Consider the following 24,496-nt stretch of genomic DNA (forward strand, 5'->3'; position numbering starts at 1 on the left):
TAAATCTCAAATAATGAATATTCAAGAACTTAGAGAAACGCAAGCGAAGTTTCAAATTTTGATTGATAATTTAATAGAAAATAAAAAATCATTATATAAACTAAGAGATGATTTTGCAAAGTATTATAATGAAACCCGTATACTAAACATGCCTTTAGATACCTATGTTTTAGGTAAATCTCACACTGATGTTAAATTTCATTTTTGTTACACTACTGAAAGGAGTCTTGATAGATTGGGTAGAATTATTGGATCTAAGGCTGATAAGTTTGGTGTATATTATGGCAAGACAAAATCTGAAAATGAATATAAATATAGATTCACAAAAAAATGGGGTAATTCTAAAGAAGAAGTCTTTATTAACATTAAACATTCAATAGTAGAATTAATTGAAGCAGGTAAGAAAAGAGATTTGAAAACGCTTGCAAAGAATAAAATTTCCCCAATGTTTAAGGGTAAAATCTTAAATGTTTATTACCCAGAAGAATATTTAAATGTTTTTTCTGATGAACATTTAGATTATTTTTTGGTTTTGTTCAATTTAGATAACCCTAAACTTATCATGTCCAATTCAGTCTATAAGAGAGAGGCGCTTAAAGATTTCAAGAATAGTGATGAAATTATGAAGGACTGGCCAATGGATATTTTTGCTGATTTCCTTTATAAGTATTTTCATCCGAAACTTAATAAAGAAAAAGACTTTAAAATAAATAAAAAACTTGATGATGATTATGGTGACCAGCAATTTCCTTCTGAATATCTTGCTGAATGGGAGGATTTAGAAATGATGCAGGGTGAACCTATTAAAAAAGTTAAAAGTAAGGAAGTTCCAAAAGATAATCCAGATTATGAAAAGGAAGCAAGAAAACTAAAAAAACTTGGTGATCGAGGTGAAAAAATTGTAATTGAAATGGAACAAAAAAGACTAACTGAACTTGGTTTTCCTGCACTCGCAGAAAAAGTTGAAAAAGCAAAATATGATTATTTAGGATATGACATATTATCTTATGAAACTAATGGTGACGAAAGGTATATTGAAGTAAAGGCAACACGCGCAAAAGTTGGGACAGCCAATTTCTTTTTATCAAGCAATGAGTTAGAAACGGCAGAAGAACTTCCGAATTACTACATTTATATGGTTTACGATATAACATCAAAAAATCCTAAGATTTGGATAATCGATAATCCATTTAATCCTGAAAATGATAAAGTTGTTAAAACTCCGGTTTCTTATCGGGTTATTATAGAAGCAAAAAAAAGAGAATATTAGAATTTTCAGTATTAAAAAATTCTACATTAAATAATATTACATTTAAATATATTTTTTAACTTTGCAGAGTTAATCAACACATAACGAAATTTATTTGTTGTTAATCTTGAAAAAGTTACCAGCGTTTCAAGGAGTGATAATTTAATGATGTATTGTTATAGAACAAAGAAAGCAGAAAGGACATCTCATTTGTTAGAAAAAAATTCATTAATATGACAAAACAACTAACAAGTCAATAATTAAGTTATCGTATAACAACAACAAAACAAGCCCTCTTATCCTGATAATGAGGGCTTTAATTATCCTATAATAGGATAGTGCCTTGTGTTATTCAGAGGATAGTAATATGAAGGTTTAATCATCCTCACTAAATTTCGTTAAACTGTGGAAAACACAATGTTGATTAACGGGGTCTTACATAAGTTAATATTCAGAAAAAGTCGTCTGGTAAACGGCAGAAGAATATTTTATAAGAGACCATTTCCAATGTGGGTGCCCATATAAGGTAACTTACAAAGGTTGAAATTTGAGGGGAAGCATTTCAGGGTGCTTCCTTGTTTTTTTCAAACTCTATAATTTTTATTCCATACATTTTATCTTAATAGAACTCAAATTTTTTCAATATAACAATCTGCTAAATTAGTGGCTCTGCCTCGCCAAGTAACATAATCGAAATTATACGCACACCCAACGCCAACGGGGAGTTCGTCCATATTGGGTTTGCGCCAAACACCATTTAAAAGCCTTTCGCCTGCAACCCCAAAATTCCCTCACAAACCAGCAGTGCCTATAATTTGAGATTATGTTAAATGGCTCCCTTGCAACGGGCATAGCCCTTTTGCGCCACCACCTTCCAGCCGCCAGCACAGTTATAATTTACACGGGCAGTCCTCCGATTGAAAACCTTCAAATCCCCGCCACCCCAGCATAGGATGCAGAAAAATGGTGCAGAAAGTTTCGGGATTTGCCAAGTTCCTTCAGCCACTGCACGGACAAGCCGTTCAGTCGCTTTCGTCACCGCACACAGCAGTATTCCAGGCAGAAGAAAATTGCTTTCTCCATTCCAGGATTCTCAGCACACACCACCAATAATTTTAGTTCAGCGGCTAAGATTTGTAGTGTATTGGCGATGCGTGCTGAAAACGCCCCCGAAAAGCATTTTCTTTCTGCCCTCCATACCGCTGTCTTTCCAGCCGCTTTTTCGTGCAGGTATTCTTAGGAAAATTCCCGGTTACTGAGCCTGTCGAACCCCACCATTTTTCTGCGTGTCTGTTTCCCCGGTTTGCCGACGCTCGTCCAAGTTCCTTCACTCAAAACACGGACAAGCCGTGTTTTCAGTTTCGTCACCGCGCACAGTCGTGTGTCAGTGTTCCAAGTATTCACACTGTCACACCACTGTCTTTTCCATTCCTTTCCCTCACCTTGATTGCCCCTCAATCGAAGAGTAGGCCACCAGAAAAAAATAAAAAAAAGAAAGTAAAGTTATGCAGTCAGAAAAATGCGCTGACAATATCAAGCCGCAAGCGGTTTTTTGCAAAAAATATCGTCGTGAAAGAAAATACGCCCATATTTTTTGCAAAAAAATATTGCATCGCTTTTTCCTTCCAGAAGGGCAGAGCACTTTCTTTTTTTTCCTTTTTTCTTTTAGAAATATTTCTGCGGAGCATAACTTTTAAAACCCGAGTTATGCTTAAATTCAAAGTTCGGACATACTCTGTCCACCAGCAAACGCCAAAAATGGCAATCTTTATCCTTAACCGTGGCAGAAATGCAGGAAAGCCACTACAGGAACCCTGCCCAAACTGCTTTATCATTTATTGTAGCAGTCTAGATGAAATGGAAACCGTTTATTGGACATTTTACGCCTTCTGGAAACACGGATTCTTCCATCCGCACCTTTGCGGAAGCGTGATCGAAATGCTTCGCTTATGCGACCTCAAAACGCTGATGCGGAACTTCATCCAGCCTGCGCTGGAAAAGTCTGCCAAAAACCCCGAAATGGTGCTGAAAATAAAAGCCACCTGGGAACTGGAAACAAAAATCCGCCAGCAGGCACAAGCCGTTGAAGAATTGCGGAATGCATTAGTCCGCCGTTACTATCTTACCGCGTAATTTCTTAGAATTCCCGAAAGGGAATTTTTTATTTCCCGAAGAAAACCTTTAAACTTTCCGAAAAATATATTTAAAGATTCTGACAAAAATATCGTCGAACTTTCTTTTACCTGAAATGACTGAAAAACAACGCAACATTCACGTTGTCAATTACTTTTCAAAATAGTTGAAGTATCTTAGTATCGGAAGGTCGGAACCAAGTAAAGTCCGTATCAAGTCCGAAGAAATGTATAACCCAAAATAAAACTTAAAAAGATGGGAAAGATTAATCAAGGGATTCTCGGTGGAGTATCCGGCAAAGTAGGAAATATTATCGGTGGTAACTGGAAGGGCATCGATTATATCAGAATTAAGCCTTCCAGCGTTGCGAATCCACGCACAAAAGGACAAGTGGAGCAAAGAACCAAGTTTTCAACTGTTCTTGCATTTTTGCAACCAATGACTGACTTCCTGAAAACAGGCTTTAAACTGTATTCAAGCGGTATGACGCAGTTCAACGCAGCAATGTCTTATAACCTTGGAAATGCAGTTTTAACTAATGGAACAGACATCTCAATTGACTATCCAAACGCATTGGTTTCCCGTGGAAACTTAACCGGAGCGGTTAATGGTGCAGCAGTATCAAATAACCCTGCTGAGGTAGTTCTTAACTGGGACAATAATTCAGACAGCGGAAGTGCTTTGGCAACAGATAAGGCGTTAATCGTTATTCTGAATACAACCAAGGGCGAAGCAATTTATACGACTGCAGGACCACTAAGGTCAGCAGTAACCGCTACAATGAGTTTGCCAGTGGAATATTCAGGAGATAAGATTGAAGTGTATTTAGGCTTCATTTCTGACGATGGTTCAAGAGTTTCCAACAGCGCTTATTTAGGATCCGTAACGGTAGCGTAAACCGAATTAAATATCTTGTCAGCAACCGCTTCATTTTTGGAGCGGTTTTTTATTTTTTATACCTTCATGTTTAATACTTGATTGGCTCTTATCTGCCTATTATAGGGATATTTTGTTGCTATTATGTTTCTATCAAAAATATAACTTGCTACAAATCAAACATATGATATATCCGAAAAAGTTTTGTATCGGGAAATAAATTTGTTTTCCTTTAGTTTAATGCCCCAATTTTTTAAAAGCACAAAATTTGGAATAATTAATTGGAACTGAACTTTACTCGAAGAGTATTACCGGCTTTAATATCAGAATTAACCTATGAAAATCTTGAATATTCGGATGGTGATAGGGCAAGCTAAAATCGGCCAGCCATACATCTGCTATTATTGCAAGGTTGATGGTATTAAAATCCATTAACTAGCGGAAATTTCAAGAATTTCATCAATGTTAGAGCGTTTATACTCAGAGTAAACATGCGAGTGAAAATCATTCAGCTTTCTGAGTAATTCCAAAAGTTCGGCTTTTTCATTATTTTCGAGTTTTCCGGCAAGAATTCGCGACGTCAAATTCACTTTTTCAACGGAACGGTGGAAATAATCTTCACCTTTTTCGGTGAGGTTCAAGCGCTTACTTCTTTTGTCTTCGCTGTCGTTCTTTTCTTCAATTAATCCATATTCCAGAAGACGCTTGATGATTTGAGTTCCGGTTTGTTTTTCGTGACCGTTTCTTTCGATTAACTGAATTTTAGTCAGATTCGGTTCGTCCTTCAATCGGTAAAGGTAGGTGAATTCTTCATTGGCCAATTCAGGGAAATCATTCAAGCCCTTTCTAATTAATTGTCTGGAATATCGTCCCAAAAGCAAAACCTGTTTGCAGATTTCATTTTCTGTAAAAGAAACCTGATGCTGTTCATTTTTAAAAAGTTTGGTTGGGCTCTCTTTTCGGTATTTTTTATCATTCAGCCAAAGACGGAAATCCTCAACATTAGAGTGAGGTTTATAAGCTTCGGAATTTTCAAATTCTTTAACCTGATGAAGCAGATCAATGAAAAAATCAGTATTCATAGCGCAAATTTAATCTAAGTATTTTAAATTTTTTTTATAATCTAATAAAGAGGTTGAAGAATCTAAACCCTTTCACGCTCCAACTCTCAAACCCACCAACTAAAGCTTAACACTTCCCATTCCGCCATCAATTCCGAAAATCTGTCCTGTAATCCACGAAGATTTATCTGAAACGAGGAAAGCCGTCATTTCTGCAATTTCTTCAGCCGTTCCTACTCTTTGCAGCGGATGTCTTTTCGCGGAAGCTTCTCTTTTCTCAGGTGTTCCTAAAAGCTGTGATGCCAGATTCGTGTCCGTTAAAGAAGGTGCAATCGCATTAACCCTAATTTTCTGAGCCGAGAATTCCGCCGCCAGACTTTTTGTAAGGCCTTCCACCGCATTTTTACTCGCCGCAATCGAAGCGTGAAAAATGTAACGCAATCGACTAAGGAAAAGCCGGAAGATACTTTGCTGCTGCATATCTATAATGGTGATAAGCCAAACACTTTTTCTTATTATGAAGATGACGGTGAGACCCTGAATTATGAGAAAGGTGATTTCTATAAAAGGAATATAGAATTTGATCCGCAAAAAAAGATTATTCGTTTTTCCAAAGCAGAAGGCAAGTTCAGCTCAAATTTCAGAAAAATAAAAATCATACTTCACGGTTTTGATGTGGTTTATATAGATTAAAATGCTAGACTGGAACAATGTAAATTGTTTGATCCTTTAGCTAATCTGGATCAGATTTTTTATGATGCAAAGGCATTGAAAAACCTTAGAAAACAAAATGAAGTAAGAGACTCAAAAGTTATTTTGATAGCTAATAAAAATGAAGAAATGATTATAAATTATTAGTTCTTATGAAAGAAAATTAAACACCTATAAAGCGCTGAATCTTCATTTATTAAATATTCAGACAGTGTAACTATGATGTTCTTTGATGCAAAAAAAATCTAGCTTTTCATCTTACAAAATACTGAGTAAATTATTGTAGCAGATTTAATTTTGTTTAGTGATCAATATTTAAAACTTAATAGCATTTTATCAATTCGTTTTGGCATTTCATAAAATATCTGATGGTTTCGCATGAATAAAATACTAAATTTGAAACTGTATTCAGAATGAATGAAAATAAATATCACCGCTTTTCTGAGTTTTTTTCTGCTGGTAAACTTGATAGGGAATTTCTGTTTTGGGCAGTCTGCGTATAAAATTCAGACTTATAAATATAATGATGGATTGCCGTCTGACAATGTACTTTCTATAGTTAAAAAAGAAGGGTACATCTATCTTGGTACACAGCGAGGGCTTTGCCTTTACGATGGTTACAGATTTTTGGCGCATAACGTTTTTACGGAAACTGTTAGTTCACTTTTTGTAGGAAACGGCTTGTTTTTCAGTTCCGGAAACAAAGGAATCTGTGAACTTAAAAATTTTTATGGAAAACATAAAACACTTACCAGAGTCAATTTTTATGATGCCGATACCAATAGCGACCATTACGATAATATTTTACAGGATTACAATGACCGAATTTGGTGCAGTGATCAGAATAATCTAAAATTTCTTGATAAAGACAAAATAAAAAGCTGGAGAATTGACGATTCGGGAAATCTCAGCGAAAATCAATTACAATTTTTCCCGGTTCGTAAAAAGGAAATTTGGGCAGCTACTCCGAAAGGAATTTTTGTCTGGGATGAGCAATTCAAAAAAATATCGAAACACAAAAACCCTTTTTTAGCGGAAAATGCTTTCTGTTCCGGATATTCTATTAATGATAGTGAGATTCTTTTGGCTGATTTTTCGGGGAAATTATTTAAATATGAAGTTCCAAATAGAAAGATAAATTTAGTAAAATCTTTTCCAGGTTTAGCGTTACATATAGTTCAGTCATCGCCTAAAAATAATAATCAAATTCTTGTTTTCAATAAAAATACTATCTACAATTACAATTTTAAAAGCAATACATCCGAACTGATTTTTGAAACTAAAAATGAAATTAATACGGTTTTTTATGATGACGAAACCAAAATCATTTGGGTAGGAACCAATCGTGGACTCCATAAAATAATTTCATATCAGGAAAGTATTACCAACATCACTATTCCAATAAAAAATCATCAGACCATAACAGCTTTTGCGGAAGATAGAGACAAGAATCTTTGGATGGTAAATGGCACATCGGAAATTTATTGTTTAAAAAAAGATGGGAAACAGGAAAAAATTTTGCCGGTTAATCCCAAATTAATCTTCACCAATATTTTCTATGATGGACAGATAATGATTTCTGCTGATGATGGTGTTTATATCGTTGAAAATAAAAATGTTAAGAAGATAATCGCTCTGCCTTTTTCTGTCAAAAAGATAATTAAGGATTATCAAAATCAATATTGGATTTTGACCGAGAAAAACGGAATTAAAGTATTTGACGCAACTACCTTTAAAGAGAAAAAAAATATAGTTCGTAATACTATGAATTATTGGAAAATGAATACCAGTAATGATATTGCAATTGGGAAAGATAAAAAAATATGGCTGGCAAGCTGGATGCCTAAAGATTATGGAATCTCATATTATGATGATGTTGATTTGATTTTCAAAGAAATAAACAATCTTAAATCTTTTAATAATACCTCAAAATTTATTACTGATTATTATAACAGAATAGCCTTTACAAAAGACCGGAACTTGCTTTTTTCCGGTTATGGCGGGTGGAATCTGGTGTCACCCAATGGAAAAATTATCCATTCTTTTTTTACTGAAAAGTATAAAGTTGCCAATGATCATCTGGAAGGCATCGCAGAAGATTCTCGTGGGAATATCTGGTTTGCTACCGCAGAAGGACTCTATCAGTACAGTTTTGTTACGGACAAGATTATCAGGATTTCTCAGATAGACGGTTTAGAGAGTAATGATGTCACATTTGGTTTTTATAAATTTTTTGATGACAGGATTGCGTTGGCATCAGACAGCGGAATCCAGATTCTGAATTTAGAAAACCTGGTCAAAACGCAATTGATTAATAAATTATCGCTTACATCAGTTATAAAAGACAATGTGAAAATTCCTTTTTTATCGGATAATTTTACTTTTGATTACAATTTTACCGAGTTGGATTTCAATTTTTCGGCACTCACTTATTCTGATAACGAAAAAATAGTTTACCGATATCGCTTTTCTGATGAATCTAAGTGGAATTATCTAGGAACCAACCCGAAATTGTCATTAATAAAACTTCCGCCTGGCAACTACAGAATCATCATACAAGCTGGAGACAATCTTGGAAACTGGCAATCTAAGGAGTTGAAAATCAATTTAAATATCAATCCTCCTTTCTATCTCACAATCTGGTTTATAGTATTAATGTTAGGATTGCTTGGATTCTGCGGTTATCTGATCGCTCGTTATTTTCTGAACCAGGAAAAGGAAAAAAGCATCCTGAAGCAGCGTGTGAAGGATGTAGAGATGCAGACTCTGCGATCTCAGATGAACCCACATTTTTTGTTTAACTCGCTGAACTCTATCAATAGTTTTATCATACAGCAGAAAAGCAGGGAAGCTAGTATCTATCTCAATACTTTTTCTAAACTGATGAGAAGTATTTTGGATAATTCGCGACAGGAAGCCATTAGCCTGGAAAAAGAAATCGAAACAGTTGAGATGTATATGAAACTTGAGATGGCAAGGCTGGAAAACAGCTTTGACTATGAAATAGAGATAGATCATAATCTGGATGCCGGTTTTGTGCAGGTTCCACCGCTTATTCTTCAGCCATTTGTAGAAAATGCGATCTGGCATGGCTTGAACAATAAGAAAGAAAATGGGAATGTCCATATCAAGATTATGCAGATATCAGAAGCCTTGCTCAGTATAAAAATTACAGACAATGGAATTGGCAGAAAAGCTTCCGCAAAACTTAAAAAAGAACAAATAAAACATAAATCTTACGGCATAGAAATTACGAAGGAAAGACTCGAATTGCTGAATCCCGCCAATCAGATCATCATAACTGATCTGGAAGATGAAAACGGCAATGCTGTGGGAACAATGGTGGAACTTAAAATTGTATATTATGATTAAAACAATGATTATAGATGATGAAAAACACTGCATCATCACGCTGGAACATCTGATTTCTGAACACCCCGATGTAGAAATGGTAGCGTCCACTCAGGACAGCACTTCCGCCAAAGAATTGATAGAAAAATACCGCCCAGATATTATCTTTTTGGATATAGAAATGCCAGTAATGAATGGTTTCGAACTCCTGAAACAGTTTGATACACTTTTTTTTAAAGTAATTTTCACCACAGCTTATGATCAATACGCTATCAAAGCTCTGAAAATGAATGCGCTGGACTATCTTCTAAAACCCATTTCTGCTGAAGATCTGGAAGAAAGTATTCAAAAATATAAAACAAGTGAATTGCAGACTTCCAAAGCACAGCTTGCACAGGTTCATCAGTTCTCCAGCGGCAAAATTCAGGATACATTGGCACTTTCAACACAGCAGGGATTGGTTTTTATCAAGATCGATAATATTTCCTATCTGGAGGCAGACGGCTCCTACACACACATCATAATGAATGATAAAACCAAACATTTAGCAAGCAAGCCTTTATCTAATTTTGAGGAAATTCTACAGGATAATTCGCTTTTTTTCCGGGCACAGAAATCATTCATTATCAACCTGAAAAACATCAAACAATACATCCGTGGCGAAGGTGGCGATATTGTAATGGAAGACGGTAAAAACATTGCATTAAGCAGGAATAAAAAGTCAGAATTTTTGGGTCTTTTCAATAAAATCTAAATTGTTTTGCATTAAATATAAAATGGTAATGGGTTAAAAATCAATCAAAAACTCACTTCAGAAATCCATCTCCGCATTTCACAAAATGCGGAATTTTTTTTGACTTTTTTAGTTGCAGTTTTGAAGTAGAAATTCTTCAGCAATGGTCATCAGAAACAAAAAAATCATCGGAATTATTTCCCTGCTAGTTGGGCTGGCAATTTTGGGTTACGCATTTAGCATCATAAACGTAGTTTTCTACGGCAAAAAGTCGGAAGCCGTCGTTTCAGGTTTTGTGGTACACCAGAACGGAGCCAGAAAAGTTCCGAATGAAAATTCAAGTTTCAAAAATCCCTTCAGAGGAAGAAGTCCGTTTGTGACATTCCGTACAGAAAACGGCCTCAAAACAGAATCTCACAGCCGCGTGATGCAGATTTTTAGCTTCACTGGCTATCATCAGAATAATAAAGTGCAGATTGTTTATAATCCTGAAAATCCAAAACAGATTTTCATTTTGGATGCCAGAGAGATTCCCGGCCTTTTGCTCATCATCGTTTTTGGATTTCTTTTGATGGTCGTCGGCAAAAGTTATATTCTTCAAAAAAACACAAAATGATGAAAATAAAAGACCTATTTTTTAATTTGGGCAGCTATTCCGCCCTCCGTTCCCGCTTTTTTGCTCGTCGTACCTCCTCACAAAAAGAGCTCCACTCAGGTCGGGCTGCGTGTCATTCGGCGTTCAATCACAGCTGGAAAATATCTGTTCTTATCATTCTGAATACATTAGTTTCCTGCAACACTTCCTTCTATCATAATGTGAATGATATGGGAAATCAGCCCGCAACATTATATCTCAGAAATGGACAGATGCTCAACGGAAAACTAGAAATCCGCAGTTTTGACCAGTTTTCATCTGTGCAGAAAATCACATTCAAGGAAAACGGTAGTAATGTTTATCAGTCATTTTATCCGCTAGACATTGCAAGGATTTATTTCAATGGCGCAAACTATTCACTGGAAGTTGTTTCCGCTATGGATATGTGGAATAAACGAGCTTACAAATTTCTAAAAAATATCTCGCCGAATAACGGCAGACTACAACTTTTTGAAGACGAATATACACAGCAGAATGCCTTCGGAGATGTCGAAAAAGTAATCAAACTGTACATCAAACTGGCTGGTCAAAATGAAGTTTTCGATGCACAGTCTGATCTTTTTGTTCCTAATTTCAATGAGAAAGTGAGCCGTTTTTTAGCAGACTGTCCATCTGTTTCGCAGAAAATCCTTAACAAAGAAAAAGATTTTTCTTACGCATTTGTCAATCAGGGAGATAGCCAGCGCAAGCAAGTCTGGATGAACATTACTTATCAATATAATAACTGCAAATAAAAATTATTAAAACATCTTCTGATGAAAAATATACTAATCATATTGTATAGCTTGTTCTTTGCCGAAAGCTATTCGCAGTGCAGAAATACTTGGATTTATGGTTTTGAACTAGCCGGATTTCCCAGCCCCGAACTCGTGAAGGCAACTGTTTTCTACAAGGGCAAACCGATTATTCCGAAAGCCGAAACGATTTGCGGAAAATCTTCTAAAATCAGGAAACAATTCAGTTTTATAAAGAATTCAACAAAAATTTTGGATGCCGTAAAACTTCCGTATCAGCTTCCGGGAAAAAGATTTTATTGGCTGATGACGGATGAAATGAACATTGAGATGGCGACTCATCCCGATTATTTTAAAATTATTTTGGATTCTGAAGATAAGCAACTGAAATCGAAATACGAGCTTCCGGTGTCCTATGATTTTCTATCTCAAAATGCTGTTTATCTTGATTTGATTGATAAAAGTGCTGAAAATATTCAGAAAGAATTCAGGGATAAAATCTGGCAGTTTGGAATCTATGAAAGAGAAAAAAAACAGTTGATAAAAGATACAATTTTGGTTTACTCGGTAAGAGGAAAAATCCCAGCAGGAATAATGATGCGTTATCCTGAAATAGGAGATTCGAATATTAAGTCGGTTCAAGAATTTCAGGCATCAGGAATCTTATTCAAGCAAAAGCTATTTCTGAAAACACCAGAAAACAGAATCCAAAAACCCGATGCACCAATCGGACTTTACATTTCTTTGGAAGGAAAAAAATGCGCTACTTCAGGCGGATTAACGGGAATTGGTTTTGGCGAATGTGCCGGAGCTAATGTTCAGAAAGGTAAAAAAACGATTCCGTATAAGATTAATATTCAAATAGAACCTTAAACATTTTAAACATCACCAACATGAATACAAAGTTTTTAATATTAGTTGCTTTTATCCTATTGTTTGCAGAAAGCAATGCGCAATTATCATCTTACAATGATAACTCGGAATATGGGATAGCTCAAAAAATATCGGATAAGGCAAAACAGCGCAACCTGGGAAAAGTCCATAGCGAAAGCGCTAAAATGCGTCCCACAGCAGGTAAAGGCGGTTGGTTTCTGCGTTACGAAAAAGGCTGGGTTTACTACAATCCGAATAATCAAAATGCCTTTGCAATCTGGGGAGAAATTATGAAAAAATGGGCTACGCAAGGCTACGAAACCGGCTGGCTGGGCTTTCCTGCAAGTGACCATAGCAATACACCAAACAGGACAGGTGCTTTTGTGCACTTCGATAATGGAAGCATCTATTGGAGCCCGAACACAGGAACTCACTTTGTGGGTGGCGCTTTCAGAGATTATTGGAAAAATAAAGGTTGGGAAAACAGTCCAGAACTGGGCTTTCCGAAAACCGATGAGATGGAGATTTTCAGCAATGGTTACACCCGTTACCAGCAATTTGAAAAAGGAACGCTTTTCTGGGGTCCTGATAAATCTGTTACATATTCTAACAATTCTAACACAACTACGCCACCCAATGATGAGACAAAAGTGCTTTCCTTTATGCCCAATTTAATTAGTGGAGCCGAAGTCTCGATAGATGTAACTGAAGTGATTCAATTGTATGGCTGGATGGATTTGAGAGTTTACAAAGGGAATGGACAAGAAATCACCGATGCAGACGGAAAAAGTTTTAGCCTTTTCAATATTCAAAAAAAACAACCAGTGAGTGTGACAGATTATAATCTGGATTTTTTTAGAATCGCTGATAGACATTACAATATTTCGCAATCAGATATTGATGGAAATGCTTATCTAAGAATTACTTATTGGCTTAATGACAAAGATGTTACCAACTCTGATGATTATCTGAAACTGGAAAACTATAACGGACGGTGGAACTACAATGGCGGTGATCATCCTTACCGGGAAATTAAGCTAAAGGAAATAGTTAGGAATGGAATTGATAAAAAATACCTTGATATAGGAAGCGATGGAAGCGATAAAGTTTGGATTAGTTATTATCTCACCATCAAATAAAATCAGAAAGCTAATTGATGTTTTAGTATTTGATTTTCAATTTTTTAAAATAAAAGCTATTGAAATACAATTAAAAATTAATCCAACTTAAATAAATATTACAATGAAAAAATTATTCTTCATCAGCATTTTGTTAATTGCTTTTTCAATCAACACAAAAGCACAGACATCACCAATCCAGCCAAAATCTACACCTCCGAAAACAGTAGATAAAAACGTAAAAAAAATAGAAAAGAAAACTTCTAAAGCCGAAACACTAATGGAAGGAGAACTGGATGAAAAGAGAATGGCAGAGCAGGCGAAACCCAATCCTCTGAAGTCCAAAAGTACCGAAAAAGCTCTCAATCCGCAGCCTTTTCCACCAGCAGATAAAAATCTTAAAAAAGCTCAAAACATAAAGCAAAAACCCAAACTTTAGTAATCATCTAAAAAATCAACAAAATGAAAAAAATAGTAATATCATCCATTCTTTTGCTAGGTTTTCAAGCTTTTGCACAAAGATTAGATTACGAAAAAATAGCTTCCCAAAAACAGGAAAGCAAGCTCAGAGGAGGCATTCAGCCGGAGAGAATCAATTCTTTTTCTAGTGAAATAGAAGTTTATGTCTCTGTCCAGGAAAATCTACTCACAGTGGATGAAGTTTATGCTTTATTCCGTGGAGAAAATCCGCTACTTAATATTTTCTATTTTTCCAAAGATGATCCAAAATTACGGCTGTCTCCAGAAAATGCAGTATATCCTTCTTTGGAAAAGGGATACAATGTCATCCGCTACAGATTACCGATAAAGAGTACCAATTGGTACAGTTTTCTGGCAGCCACAGTAGACGCTAATTTTCTTAAATCTAAGAAATTGAAACTGGTGGGTGATTTCCGACCCACATTCAGTTGTCAGGAAGCTCTGCCTGAAAGCAATATTTTCGGTCTCCCAACGCCGGGTTATGTGAATGAGTTTTTCAATGACAGAAAAGGGTGTGGTTATTTCAAAAAAACGGCAGAAGATAAGAGCTATCGTTTTCATATTATTCCCGATGTTCCTTCTTATGACAAATAAATATTATAGAGATGAAAACAATTTATAACGCTATACTCTTTTTGGGTTTAATCATTAATGTAAATGCACTAGCACAAAACGGTGTAAAAACTACAATATTAGAAAAAGGGGAAAAATTAGGACTAAGACCTGTCAATCAATCAGATTTGAATGTCGTTAATTTTGATGGAAATAATAAGGCTTACTATATGTCTTTTGACGGAAACCGTTGCAACATCTATGTAAAAGATGCTGGCGAAAAGGCTTATGCGGTTTTTGGAGCTATTCTGGACGAGTATCTAGGTCTGATGCAAGGTGAGTCTGTAAAAGGGAAAGACGGGAGACTAAGTTCCGTAAACCAGAAATATTTTTTAGGTGCACCAATCAGTGACGAGTTCCCAACGCCACAAAAAAACGGCAGAGGGCAACATTTTGAAGGTGGAAGTATTTATTGGAGTCCATCTACCGGAGCACACGAAGTACACGGTGCAATCCGGGATAAATGGAAATCTATAGGCTGGGAAAATTCTTTTTTAGGTTTTCCTGTCACCAATGAAATGACAACGCCAGACGGTTTTGGACGATATAATTTTTTTGAAGGTGGTGCCATTTATTTTCATCCGAATCTGGGAACTTTTGCTGTCCCAAAAATGATTGCAGACGTTTGGAAAAAAGAAGGCTGGGAAAAAGGAAAACTGGGTTATCCAGTGGCCGATGAGATCGTTAAAAATAACAACTCAGTGCAATATTTTGAGTTTGGAGCGGTCATTTCTACCAAAGCAAGTCCTTACCGTGCAATTTACAATTCATCCAGAAATATACGAGGTTTATATACCAAGTGGCGGGAAACCGGAGGTATAGATTCTTATCTTGGCGATCTGGTGACACCCAACCGTAACTACCCTAAAATAAAAATTTCACAATTTGCAGAATTTCAGAAAGGATTCATCTATGAGAGTTATGTGAAGCAAGCTAACAGCAGCTATGATAAAGAAGATGCATTCGTGATTCTAAAAGGACCTATTTTCGATTATTACGCATCAAAAAAATGGGAACAAGGCTATCTTGGTTTGCCAATAAGTGACGAATTTTCTTCTAAAAAATCAAACGAAGATATCAGAGGGCAGCAGTTCCAAGGTGGAACTATTTATGTGACAAAATCACTCGGAGCGTTTGAAAAGAAAAATTGATTAACTCAATCGTATCTGGATTGTTTACATAAAATGTTCCGTGTTTAAAGTAAGTAATCTGTTTATTTCAATCAACATAAATTAAAAAAAATGAAAAATATATTCAATACAAGTTTTTTAGCTGTTATTATCATTCTGTTAAATTCTAACGTGCAGGCACAGATGCCAGATAAAAAAGCAATGGAGAAAATAAAGGCTATGCAGAAAATGTATAGTGGCACTTCCAAAACAGGTCCGGGAAAAATCACTTATAGCATCAATAACAAGACTTACAGTTATTCTGATGGTATCAGTACTGTAATTATAGACGGTAAAATAGGTGATATTTCGGATGATCAGCACAATGCGGTAATCGGAGACGGAATGCCTCACGCGTTTAAAATCGGCCAGCCATACATCTGCAATGGTCTTATAGCAAAGGTTGATGGTATGCAATATTCCAGGAGAAGCAAAAATAATAAGGTAACCATCCTCTCTTATAATGGAAAAGTGATTAAAGGTATTTTTTCCGGAACCGTTTATAATGAAAAAACAAAAAAAACATTACCTATAAAGGGAAGCTTTGAGACGGGTAACATCACTTCTTTGTAAATTAGTACATTATGAAAAAAAATATTTATTTATTGTTTTTATTAATGATTTACAATTCTGGATTTTCCCAAACTTTGGGCGTTTCCGGGAAGTATATTATTAAAAATGGAAATAATATTATTTTGCGAGGCATCAATTATCCTTTTATTGATGATGGAAATATCAACCTTATTTCACCTGCAAGCTATCAGTTTTATCTGAATGAAGCTTCCAAAACCGGAGCGAATACGATGAGGATTTCCTGGTATCTTCCGGGAACACATTGGCGAGATATTCAGACACCTGGAACTGTGCAGGGTTATGTCAATAATGGTCATCTCAGCAACATCCTGACTTACATAGAATCCAAAAATATGATTCCCATTCTTGAAATCCATAACGGCACCTGTGGAAATGACTGGAATTTATTTAACAATTCCATTATTCCTTTCTGGAAAAGTTCACAAATGCTTTCGATTATCAATGCACATCAGGGTAGTCTTATCATTAATCTGGCAAATGAATTCGGATATGTACGCTGGACAGGTAATACAACCGCAGCGATGACAACTTTCAAAACCAATTACAAAAATGCCATTACTCAACTCAGAGATGCCGGAATCAATGTACCTATAATGATAGATGCGCCGGATTGCGGGACTTCTTCTTCAGAGCTTGTATCTATGGCACCGGAAATTTTTAATCACGACCCGCTTCACAAGATCATATTCTCTGCACACGCCTATTGGTCAGATTATGCACCTACCAATACCAACATAGAAACAAAATTAACAGAAATGACCAATTCCGGATTATGCTGGTTTTTCGGAGAAATAGCTAAAAATCAAGATGGAAATAGCTGCGGAAGTATTGATTTATCCTCATACTATCCTGTATTGCTCACTAAACTATGCCAGAGACAGATTGGATGGGCAGCCTGGACTTATGATCAGGATTGCTCTGCTGCAAGGGAAATGACGACCAACGGTGTTTTTGCTAATCTCACCTCGTACGGCAATGACATAGTTAATAATCCTAATTATGGGTTGAAATCTACTTCCGGCTGTGGAGTACCATCTTCCGGAACTTTAACTTCTTCAGAAATAAATGCTGAAAATGAAGATAAAGTTTATCCTACAATGTTTAAAGATCGGTTTTTTGTCGAAACGAATCAGGAAGGAAGCTACAACATTTTTAGTATTGATGGAAGACAATTGTCCAACGGCAAATTAAAAAAAGGTAAAAATATGATTATTACAAAACAATTAAACATCGGAGCATATATCTTAAAAATCAATAAAACAAGTTATAAAATTGTTAAGTTTTAATCTGATAAACAATTCATTAATAAATAGATAGCAAAAAAATTAATATAACGCTTTAAGATATTTAAAGCGTTTTTTATTTCCTCAATTTTGGCAAAAAAAATTTGATCCTTAGAATGGGATAATTTAGAATTATCTTATTAAATATAAATTGTTTTGAATATTTAAGGACTTCGAATTAGGTTTGTCAGGTAACGGAAATTTCAAGAATTTCATCAATGTTAAAGCGTTTATACTCAGAGTAAACGTGCGAGTGAAAATCATTCAACTTTCTGAGTAATTCCAATAGTTCGGCTTTTTCATTATTTTCGAGTTTTCCGGCAAGAATTCGCGACGTCAAATTCACTTTTGCAACGGAACGGTGGAAATAATCTTCACCTTTTTCGGTGAGGTTTAAACGCTTACTTCTTTTGTCTTCGCTGTCGTTCTTTTCTTCAATTAATCCATATTCCAGAAGACGTTTGATGATTTGAGTTCCGGTCTGTTTTTCGTGACCGTTTCTTTCGATTAACTGAATTTTACTCAGATTCGGTTCGTCCTTCAATCGGTAAAGGTAGGTGAATTCTTCATTGGCCAATTCAGGGAAATCATTCAAGCCCTTTCTAATTAATTGTCTGGAATATCGTCCCAAAAGCAAAACCTGTTTGCAGATTTCATTTTCTGTAAAAGAAACCTGATGCTGTTCATTTTTAAAAAGTTTGGTTGGGCTCTCTTTTCGGTATTTTTTATCATTCAGCCAAAGACGGAAATCCTCAACATTAGAGTGAGGTTTATAAGCTTCGGAATTTTCAAATTCTTTAACCTGATGAAGCAGATCAATGAAAAAATCAGTATTCATAGCGCAAATTTAATCTAAGTATTTTAAATTTTTTTTATAATCTAATAAAGAGGTTGAAGAATCTAAACCCTTTCACGCTCCAACTCTCAAACCCACCAACTAAAGCTTAACACTTCCCATTCCGCCATCAATTCCGAAAATCTGTCCTGTAATCCACGAAGATTTATCTGAAACGAGGAAAGCCGTCATTTCTGCAATTTCTTCAGCCGTTCCTACTCTTTGCAGCGGATGTCTTTTCGCGGAAGCTTCTCTTTTCTCAGGTGTTCCTAAAAGCTGTGATGCCAGATTCGTGTCCGTTAAAGAAGGTGCAATCGCATTAACCCTAATTTTCTGAGCCGAGAATTCCGCCGCCAGACTTTTTGTAAGGCCTTCCACCGCATTTTTACTCGCCGCAATCGAAGCGTGAAAAGGCATTCCCAGTTTTGCCGCCACTGAACTGAAAAGCACAACGGAGGCACTTTCCGACTTTTTAAGATTCGGCAACAGTTTCTGAATCAATTTTACCGCTCCCAAAACATTGATCTCAAAATCATTCTTAAAATCATCCACAGAAAGTCGGTTAAAAGGTTTTAAATTAATGCTTCCCGGTGCATAAACCAATCCATCCACCACTTCAGGAAAATTAATGTCATCTAAGTTTCCCGAAAGAATATCCATTGTGTGGAATTCAATATTGGGATGCTTCAGTTCTGCATTTCCTGTTCTGGAAATTCCGATGATTTTGTTTTGTTCTGCGAGAATCTTTGCCGTTGCAAATCCGATTCCCTTTCCGCAACCGATGATGACGATATTTTTCATAATGAATTTATTTTTATGTTTTGGAACACGAAGGTTTTTATTTTGAGACACTTCGACAAGCTCAGTGTGACATCTCTAATACTATTCGTTTAATTATCTTTTAATTGTAAGGATGAGCTTAGTTTATGATGATTCTGACGAAATAAAGTGTCTATTTACAAAGCCTTTTTGCTCTTTTAAAGCACTCTATCTTCAAACAATTCTTTTGTGTCTTTTGTGGTAAATTTATCTTTTAGAAATTTTATTATTGCTGATCACTCTTTGTCTGCTGCATTTAAAGCGGTTAATTTCTTCGCTTCTCTTTTTCAAATGTTTCTGGCTCACTCCCGAATTCACTCTTTTTCGCCAAAGTTTGAAACTCGATTCCTTCAGTTCTGAACGCATCAGTTCAATCACTTCCGATTCGCTGACTCCGAACTGAAATTGTATGGCTTCAAACGGAGTACGGTCTTCCCAAGCCATTTCAATGATTCTGTCGATTTGCTGTATGTTGAGGTTTTTATTCATTTTTTAACTTTTATCGTGAGATCCTTCGACAAGCTCAGGATGACATCTCTAATACTAACTTTTACTCTGTGTTGTCAGGCTGTGCTTAGTTTATCCTGAGCCTGACGAAGGAAAGCTTTTTTACTTTTAAAGATCAATTCTTTTATTTCTTTTCTGGTTAAAAATCATTTCATATTCCCAATAAACTCCTTTGCTGTTTTAAAATGCTGTTTTCGTTTCTCTTCCGGCATTTTCTCCAGTGTTCTCAGCATCATTCCCAATCTTGGATTTTTAGCAAAAAACTCTTTATTGTCATTAATAAAATTCCAAAACAGCGCATCCCATTTTTCATTCCATTCTCCGTCCGGATAATCACTCATTTTCTTAATATAATTGCTTCCGCTGATGTACGGTTTCGTGCTCATCTTCCCGCCGTCCGAAAAACTGCTCATTCCATACACATTCGGAACCATTACCCAGTCGTAGGAATCGATAAACATTTCCATAAACCATTGATACACTTCATCAGGATTGAACTGACAGAGATTCATAAAATTGGCAAAAATCATGAGTCGTTCGATGTGATGCGCGTACCCGGTTTTCAGGATTTTCTGAAGCGAACTGTCAATCGGACGGATTCCTGTTTTGGCGGTGTAAAATGATTCCGGAAGTTTTTTGTCGTGTTTCCAATAATTTTTATTCCGCTGATATGTTCCCTGATACACATAAACCCCGCGCACAAATTCTCGCCAACCCAAAATCTGGCGGACAAAACCTTCCAGAGAATTCACCGGAATATCGTTTTCTTCTGCAAATGCAATCGCTTTTTCCAGCACATTTTCAGGTGTTAAAAGTCCGACATTCATTAACGGAGAAAGCACGCTGTGATGTAGAAAATGCTCCTTTTCCACGATGCTGTCCTCGTAAACGCCAAATTCCAGAAAACGGTTTTCAAGAAACTGTTCCAGCCATTGTTTGGCTTCCTTAAAAGTAGTCGGATAGAGCTGTTCATCCGTAAGAGTTCCGTAATTCTTGACAAAATGTTTTTCGGTGTAATCTTTTGCTTCCTCGTAAAATTCATTGTTTTTTGGAAAATGAATGGCAGGTGCTTTTTTATTTTTCGGATATTTTTTTCGGTTTTCGGTGTCGTAGGTCCATTTTCCGCCCAACGGTTTTCCGGCTTTCATCAGAATATTTCGGGTGATTCTCTGCTGTTTGTAAAAATCAGTTTGATGATAGGCTTTTTTACCCTCAAAATAATCTTTCAGATCTTCTTTGGTATTGATGAAAAGCGGACTGTCTAAAATTTCGAGTGCTAATTTGGTTTCCTTTAATCTTTTTTCCAGCCAATTGTCGCAAACATCCGTTGTTTTTATCGTTGAAAAATTTTCTTTTTCAAGCCTCGGAATTAAATTTCGGATGTCCGAAATTTTCGCTGAACTTTCAATGTATTCAACTTCAAAACCTGCCTTTTTTAATTGAGTTTCATAAAATTTCATGGTTGCGCGGTGAAAGGCAATCTTTTGTTTATGAAAAGAATATTGCTTGAAAAACAGAAATTCTTCCACCAAAAACACAGGCTGACTTTTATCCAGATCATCCATATCCTCAAAAAGCTGATGCGGAAAAATCAATTGGGCGATATTTTTTACTTCTTTAGCCATAAACGTCTGAATTTTTGATCGGAATCATACATTTCTGCCTGTTTTTCAGGGTTAAAAGTCCGGTCACGATTATCATTTCCGACTCCGGCGAGATACATCCAGTTGCCGTAATTGCTGTGAACATCATAATCGATCAGCATTTCCTCAAAATACGCCGCTCCGATTCTCCAGTCCTGTTTCAGAATTTTGCAGAAGTAGGAAGCTACATTTTGGCGACCGCGATTGCTCATCCAGCCTGTATTTTTCAGTTCGAGCATATTGGCATTCACGAAATCGGAATCCGTTTCTCCATCCCACCATTTTTGAATCAATGTTTTATTATTTTCCGCGAAATATTTTTGATGATTAATTCCGCTTTTCCAGAAAATCAAGTCTTTGTGCTGTATAGAAACATATTTGAAAAAATCCCGCCAGAACAATTCAAAAATCAGCCAGTAAGTAGAATCATTGGCTCCGAATTCCTCTTCATATTTTTTTACTTCGTGGTAAATGGTTACCGCAGAAAGACTTCCATCCGACAGCCAAGCCGAAAATTTTGAACTGTAATCTGTTCCGACCAAACCGTTTCGGGTTTGTTTGTACTGACTCAGATTTTGAGTTTTCCACAAATAATGATGCAATCTTTTCAATGCTTCGCTTTCTCCACCCGAAAAAGGAAAAGCTGTTCTTTCATCCGTTTCAAAATCTTCAAAACCAAGGGATTTTAATGAAATGGTATCGCTTTTAAAATGAATTTCCGATTTATCGTACACCAAATCTTCCGATTGAAATTCAGGGCGAATCAGCAGATTTTTTTCAATTTTCTGCCGGAACGCGGTAAACAGCATCGGAATTTTATCCAAAGTTTTAAAAACAAAATGCGGATGAACCAGAAATTGTGAATACGATTTTTCCCAAATGGCAGTTGGAATTGCTTTTTCAATTTTGGCTTGTAAGTCAACTTCCTCCTTCGTCCATTCATCCTGACAAAAAATCTTCACGATTTCAAATTTCTCGGAAATTTCTCTGAAAACATCTTCCGTGTTGCCGTATTTAACTGAAAAAGGAATCTTCTGTTTCGCTAAATTGTGCCTTAAGGTTTCTACACTTTCCAGCAAAAATTTTGCACGGTATTTTCCGATTTTTCTGAAACCCAATTGTTTTTGAGCAAAAAATTCAGCATCAAAAACATACAGCGCAAGAAAAGGCAAATCTTCCTGCATCACATTGTATAAGGATTCTGAATCTCTCGTTCTTAAATCTTTGGTGAACCAGAGGATGTTGATTTTTTGTTTTTCCGGCATCTTTCGCTGCAATATTTTACTTCATCCCAGTTTTTTTTCCACTTTTTCCGCCAGTTGAAAGGCAGTCCGCAGACTTCACAGATTTTGGAAGGTAATCCGGAAGGCATTTATTTAGATATTATAAAATTTTTAAAATGATTAATCGCTACATCTTTCGCTTTCAGATCGTGCATCATATTATACAATCCGAAAAATGTTCTGTTCAGGTAAATAAAATGTCGGGAACCGCGGTTGGTATTCATTCCTTTCATATCACTTACTTTCGCATACTTCTGTCCCAGATCGGCAATTTCCTGAAAGAAAGACTCATCAGAAAAGTCAAATTTTTCCTGATTGAACGGTCTTGTAAACAATTCCAGTAATTCGTAGAATAATTTGGCAAAAAACTCTTTTTCTTTTTCTGAATCTTCTGCTCGTAGAATCTCCAAGGTGAATAATTTCTCACGGAAAATTTCAGGATTTTTCAGATTTTCTTCTTTCGCCAGTTCGAAATATGGAATGTAGAAATCTTCCGGAATCTCTTTGATACAGCCAAAATCGATGACCAATAATTCATTATTTTCCGAAATCAGGAAATTTCCCGGATGCGGATCGGCGTGAACTTTTTTCAGAATATGCATCTGATACATATAAAAATCCCAAAGTGTCTGTCCGATTTTATTCAAATCGTCCTGAGAATTCTGTTTTTTGGTAAATTCCGAAAAATGAATTCCCGACATCCAGTCCATTGTGATGATTTTCTCAGACGAATATTCCGGATAATAATGAGGGAACTTCACATTCGGAAGATGACTGCATTCTTCTGCAAAATGCTGACTTCGTTTCAGTTCCAGATTATAGTCAGTTTCTTCAAACAATTTGTCTTCCACTTCCTGAAAATAAGATTCCGAACCTTCTTGTTTGATGTTGAACATTTTCATAGCAATCGGTTTTACCATTTTCAGGTCGCTCGAAATGCTTTCTCTTACACCGGGATACTGTATTTTCACCGCCAGTTTTTTGCCGTCTTTTTTTGCAGTATGAACCTGTCCGATACTCGCGGCATTAACCGATTCGGCGGAAAATTCATCAAAAATATCTTCCGGATTTTTCCCGAAATATTTTCTGAAGGTTTTCTTCACCAAAGCACCCGACAAAGGCGGAACGGAAAACTGCGAAAGTGAGAACTTTTCTACATATTCCACCGGAAGAATGTTTTTTTCCATACTCAGCATTTGGGCAACTTTCAGCGCAGAACCTTTTAATTCTTTTAACGAATCGTAAATGTCTGCAGCATTGTCTTCGTGCAGAATTTTTCGTGCCTCCTCTTCATCTTTCGTGATTTTATTTCCGTAATATTTTAGGTAGTTGACACCGACTTTTGCACCCGCTTTTAGCAGGCTGCTTGTCCGTTCAATTTTTCCCGTGGGGATTTTATTTAGTGTTTTCATTTTTAAATTTTGTCTGTCAAATGTTTTTAACGCAATGTCGCAATGATTTTTAATTGCTAATTGTTTTAAGTTCGCAACGGTGCTTCGAAAAGCTCAGCATAACTATTTATTTCTTAAGCTCCTTTGGGAGCTTTATCTGTGTAGAAAAAGAATTTATTTTCCATTTTGAAGCACTGCGTAGGAGTGCAATCTATTAAGTTTAATCTTTTTTTCTTTAAGATTGAACTCCTACGGAGTTCTCTTTAACACCATTATTCGTAATTTCTACGCAGATTCCGCACCTACGGAGCGGAACACTCTCCTGTTTTCTCTTTAATTTTCGCAACTGAAGTACCTAATTCTTTTAAATTTAAATTTTAAATCGG

24 protein-coding genes are annotated in these 24,496 nt (G+C 36.1%); 15 read left to right on the forward strand and 9 right to left on the reverse strand.

Features of this window, described 5'->3' with window-relative positions:
- Positions 1–13 precede the first annotated feature (13 nt).
- The 3 genes from J4771_RS01480 to J4771_RS01490 all read left to right on the forward strand — a co-directional run bounded on the left by J4771_RS01480 (position 14) and on the right by J4771_RS01490 (position 4,279).
- Positions 14–1,270 (forward strand): DUF3883 domain-containing protein, encoded by a 1,257-nt coding sequence (locus J4771_RS01480; RefSeq protein ID WP_224135736.1) that lies wholly within the window; start codon positions 14–16, stop codon positions 1,268–1,270.
- 1,203 nt (positions 1,271–2,473) lie between these two features.
- Complete coding sequence (locus J4771_RS01485) at positions 2,474–3,382, forward strand: DUF6943 family protein (RefSeq protein WP_224135737.1); 909 nt, start codon at positions 2,474–2,476, stop codon at positions 3,380–3,382.
- 255 nt (positions 3,383–3,637) lie between these two features.
- Complete coding sequence (locus tag J4771_RS01490; RefSeq protein WP_224135738.1) at positions 3,638–4,279, forward strand: DUF6266 family protein; 642 nt, start codon at positions 3,638–3,640, stop codon at positions 4,277–4,279.
- A gap of 410 nt (positions 4,280–4,689) precedes the next feature.
- Here J4771_RS01490 and J4771_RS01495 read toward each other — a convergent pair whose 3' ends face one another.
- Positions 4,690–5,340 carry a MarR family winged helix-turn-helix transcriptional regulator gene (locus J4771_RS01495; protein WP_224135739.1) on the reverse strand — a complete coding sequence of 217 codons (651 nt, stop codon included), beginning with the start codon at positions 5,338–5,340 and terminating at the stop codon, positions 4,690–4,692.
- A gap of 99 nt (positions 5,341–5,439) precedes the next feature.
- Positions 5,440–5,715: an SDR family oxidoreductase gene (locus J4771_RS01500; protein ID WP_317196362.1), complete on the reverse strand. Its 276-nt coding sequence runs from the start codon at positions 5,713–5,715 to the stop codon at positions 5,440–5,442.
- Positions 5,716–5,742: 27 nt separating this feature from the next.
- On the opposite strand from J4771_RS01500, the gene J4771_RS01505 reads away from it, so the two are divergent.
- The 12 genes from J4771_RS01505 to J4771_RS01560 all read left to right on the forward strand — a co-directional run bounded on the left by J4771_RS01505 (position 5,743) and on the right by J4771_RS01560 (position 17,635).
- Positions 5,743–6,012 carry a DUF5110 domain-containing protein gene (locus J4771_RS01505; RefSeq protein WP_224135740.1) on the forward strand — a complete coding sequence of 90 codons (270 nt, stop codon included), beginning with the start codon at positions 5,743–5,745 and terminating at the stop codon, positions 6,010–6,012.
- A gap of 1,101 nt (positions 6,013–7,113) precedes the next feature.
- Positions 7,114–9,402, forward strand: coding sequence for a sensor histidine kinase (locus J4771_RS01510; RefSeq protein ID WP_224135742.1), 2,289 nt, complete (start codon positions 7,114–7,116; stop codon positions 9,400–9,402).
- A complete protein-coding gene (locus J4771_RS01515; protein ID WP_224135744.1) occupies positions 9,395–10,135 on the forward strand; it encodes a LytR/AlgR family response regulator transcription factor in 741 nt (246 codons plus the stop codon). Before J4771_RS01510 ends, J4771_RS01515 begins: the two co-directional genes overlap by 8 nt.
- Before the next feature lie 142 nt (positions 10,136–10,277).
- Positions 10,278–10,730 carry a DUF3592 domain-containing protein gene (locus J4771_RS01520; RefSeq protein ID WP_224135746.1) on the forward strand — a complete coding sequence of 151 codons (453 nt, stop codon included), beginning with the start codon at positions 10,278–10,280 and terminating at the stop codon, positions 10,728–10,730.
- Positions 10,731–10,939: 209 nt separating this feature from the next.
- Complete coding sequence (locus J4771_RS01525; protein ID WP_224135748.1) at positions 10,940–11,503, forward strand: hypothetical protein; 564 nt, start codon at positions 10,940–10,942, stop codon at positions 11,501–11,503.
- Between the two features lie 21 nt (positions 11,504–11,524).
- A complete protein-coding gene (locus J4771_RS01530) occupies positions 11,525–12,376 on the forward strand; it encodes a hypothetical protein (protein WP_224135750.1) in 852 nt (283 codons plus the stop codon).
- A gap of 20 nt (positions 12,377–12,396) precedes the next feature.
- Entirely contained in the window at positions 12,397–13,515 is a 1,119-nt protein-coding gene (locus tag J4771_RS01535; protein ID WP_224135752.1) for an LGFP repeat-containing protein, read from the forward strand.
- A gap of 103 nt (positions 13,516–13,618) precedes the next feature.
- Positions 13,619–13,933: a hypothetical protein gene (locus J4771_RS01540; RefSeq protein ID WP_224135754.1), complete on the forward strand. Its 315-nt coding sequence runs from the start codon at positions 13,619–13,621 to the stop codon at positions 13,931–13,933.
- 23 nt (positions 13,934–13,956) lie between these two features.
- Positions 13,957–14,568 carry a hypothetical protein gene (locus J4771_RS01545; protein WP_224135756.1) on the forward strand — a complete coding sequence of 204 codons (612 nt, stop codon included), beginning with the start codon at positions 13,957–13,959 and terminating at the stop codon, positions 14,566–14,568.
- A gap of 11 nt (positions 14,569–14,579) precedes the next feature.
- Entirely contained in the window at positions 14,580–15,737 is a 1,158-nt protein-coding gene (locus J4771_RS01550; protein WP_224135758.1) for an LGFP repeat-containing protein, read from the forward strand.
- A 90-nt stretch (positions 15,738–15,827) separates the two neighbouring features.
- Positions 15,828–16,328 carry a hypothetical protein gene (locus tag J4771_RS01555; RefSeq protein WP_224135761.1) on the forward strand — a complete coding sequence of 167 codons (501 nt, stop codon included), beginning with the start codon at positions 15,828–15,830 and terminating at the stop codon, positions 16,326–16,328.
- Between the two features lie 11 nt (positions 16,329–16,339).
- Positions 16,340–17,635, forward strand: a complete 1,296-nt coding sequence (locus J4771_RS01560; RefSeq protein ID WP_224135763.1) for a cellulase family glycosylhydrolase — start codon at positions 16,340–16,342, stop codon at positions 17,633–17,635.
- Positions 17,636–17,819: 184 nt separating this feature from the next.
- Here the strand turns inward: J4771_RS01560 and J4771_RS01565 are convergent, their stop codons facing one another.
- From J4771_RS01565 to J4771_RS01595, 7 genes are all read right to left on the reverse strand, one after another.
- Positions 17,820–18,470, reverse strand: a complete 651-nt coding sequence (locus J4771_RS01565) for a MarR family winged helix-turn-helix transcriptional regulator (protein WP_224135765.1) — start codon at positions 18,468–18,470, stop codon at positions 17,820–17,822.
- A 99-nt stretch (positions 18,471–18,569) separates the two neighbouring features.
- A complete protein-coding gene (locus tag J4771_RS01570; RefSeq protein ID WP_224135767.1) occupies positions 18,570–19,268 on the reverse strand; it encodes an SDR family NAD(P)-dependent oxidoreductase in 699 nt (232 codons plus the stop codon).
- A gap of 225 nt (positions 19,269–19,493) precedes the next feature.
- Positions 19,494–19,775, reverse strand: coding sequence for a TIGR03643 family protein (locus J4771_RS01575; protein WP_224135769.1), 282 nt, complete (start codon positions 19,773–19,775; stop codon positions 19,494–19,496).
- A 164-nt stretch (positions 19,776–19,939) separates the two neighbouring features.
- A complete protein-coding gene (locus J4771_RS01580) occupies positions 19,940–21,418 on the reverse strand; it encodes a cryptochrome/photolyase family protein (RefSeq protein ID WP_224135772.1) in 1,479 nt (492 codons plus the stop codon).
- Positions 21,403–22,701 carry a DASH family cryptochrome gene (locus J4771_RS01585; protein WP_224135774.1) on the reverse strand — a complete coding sequence of 433 codons (1,299 nt, stop codon included), beginning with the start codon at positions 22,699–22,701 and terminating at the stop codon, positions 21,403–21,405. Before J4771_RS01585 ends, J4771_RS01580 begins: the two co-directional genes overlap by 16 nt.
- The gene (locus tag J4771_RS01590) at positions 22,653–22,808 is read right to left on the reverse strand and encodes a DUF2256 domain-containing protein (RefSeq protein ID WP_082423549.1); all 156 of its coding nucleotides are present in this window, start codon (positions 22,806–22,808) and stop codon (positions 22,653–22,655) included. Before J4771_RS01590 ends, J4771_RS01585 begins: the two co-directional genes overlap by 49 nt.
- Positions 22,809–24,131 carry an ABC1 kinase family protein gene (locus tag J4771_RS01595; RefSeq protein ID WP_224135777.1) on the reverse strand — a complete coding sequence of 441 codons (1,323 nt, stop codon included), beginning with the start codon at positions 24,129–24,131 and terminating at the stop codon, positions 22,809–22,811.
- Positions 24,132–24,496: the final 365 nt, after the last annotated feature.

The sequence above is a fragment of the Candidatus Kaistella beijingensis genome (genome assembly GCF_020084865.1).
Classification (GTDB): domain Bacteria; phylum Bacteroidota; class Bacteroidia; order Flavobacteriales; family Weeksellaceae; genus Kaistella; species Kaistella beijingensis.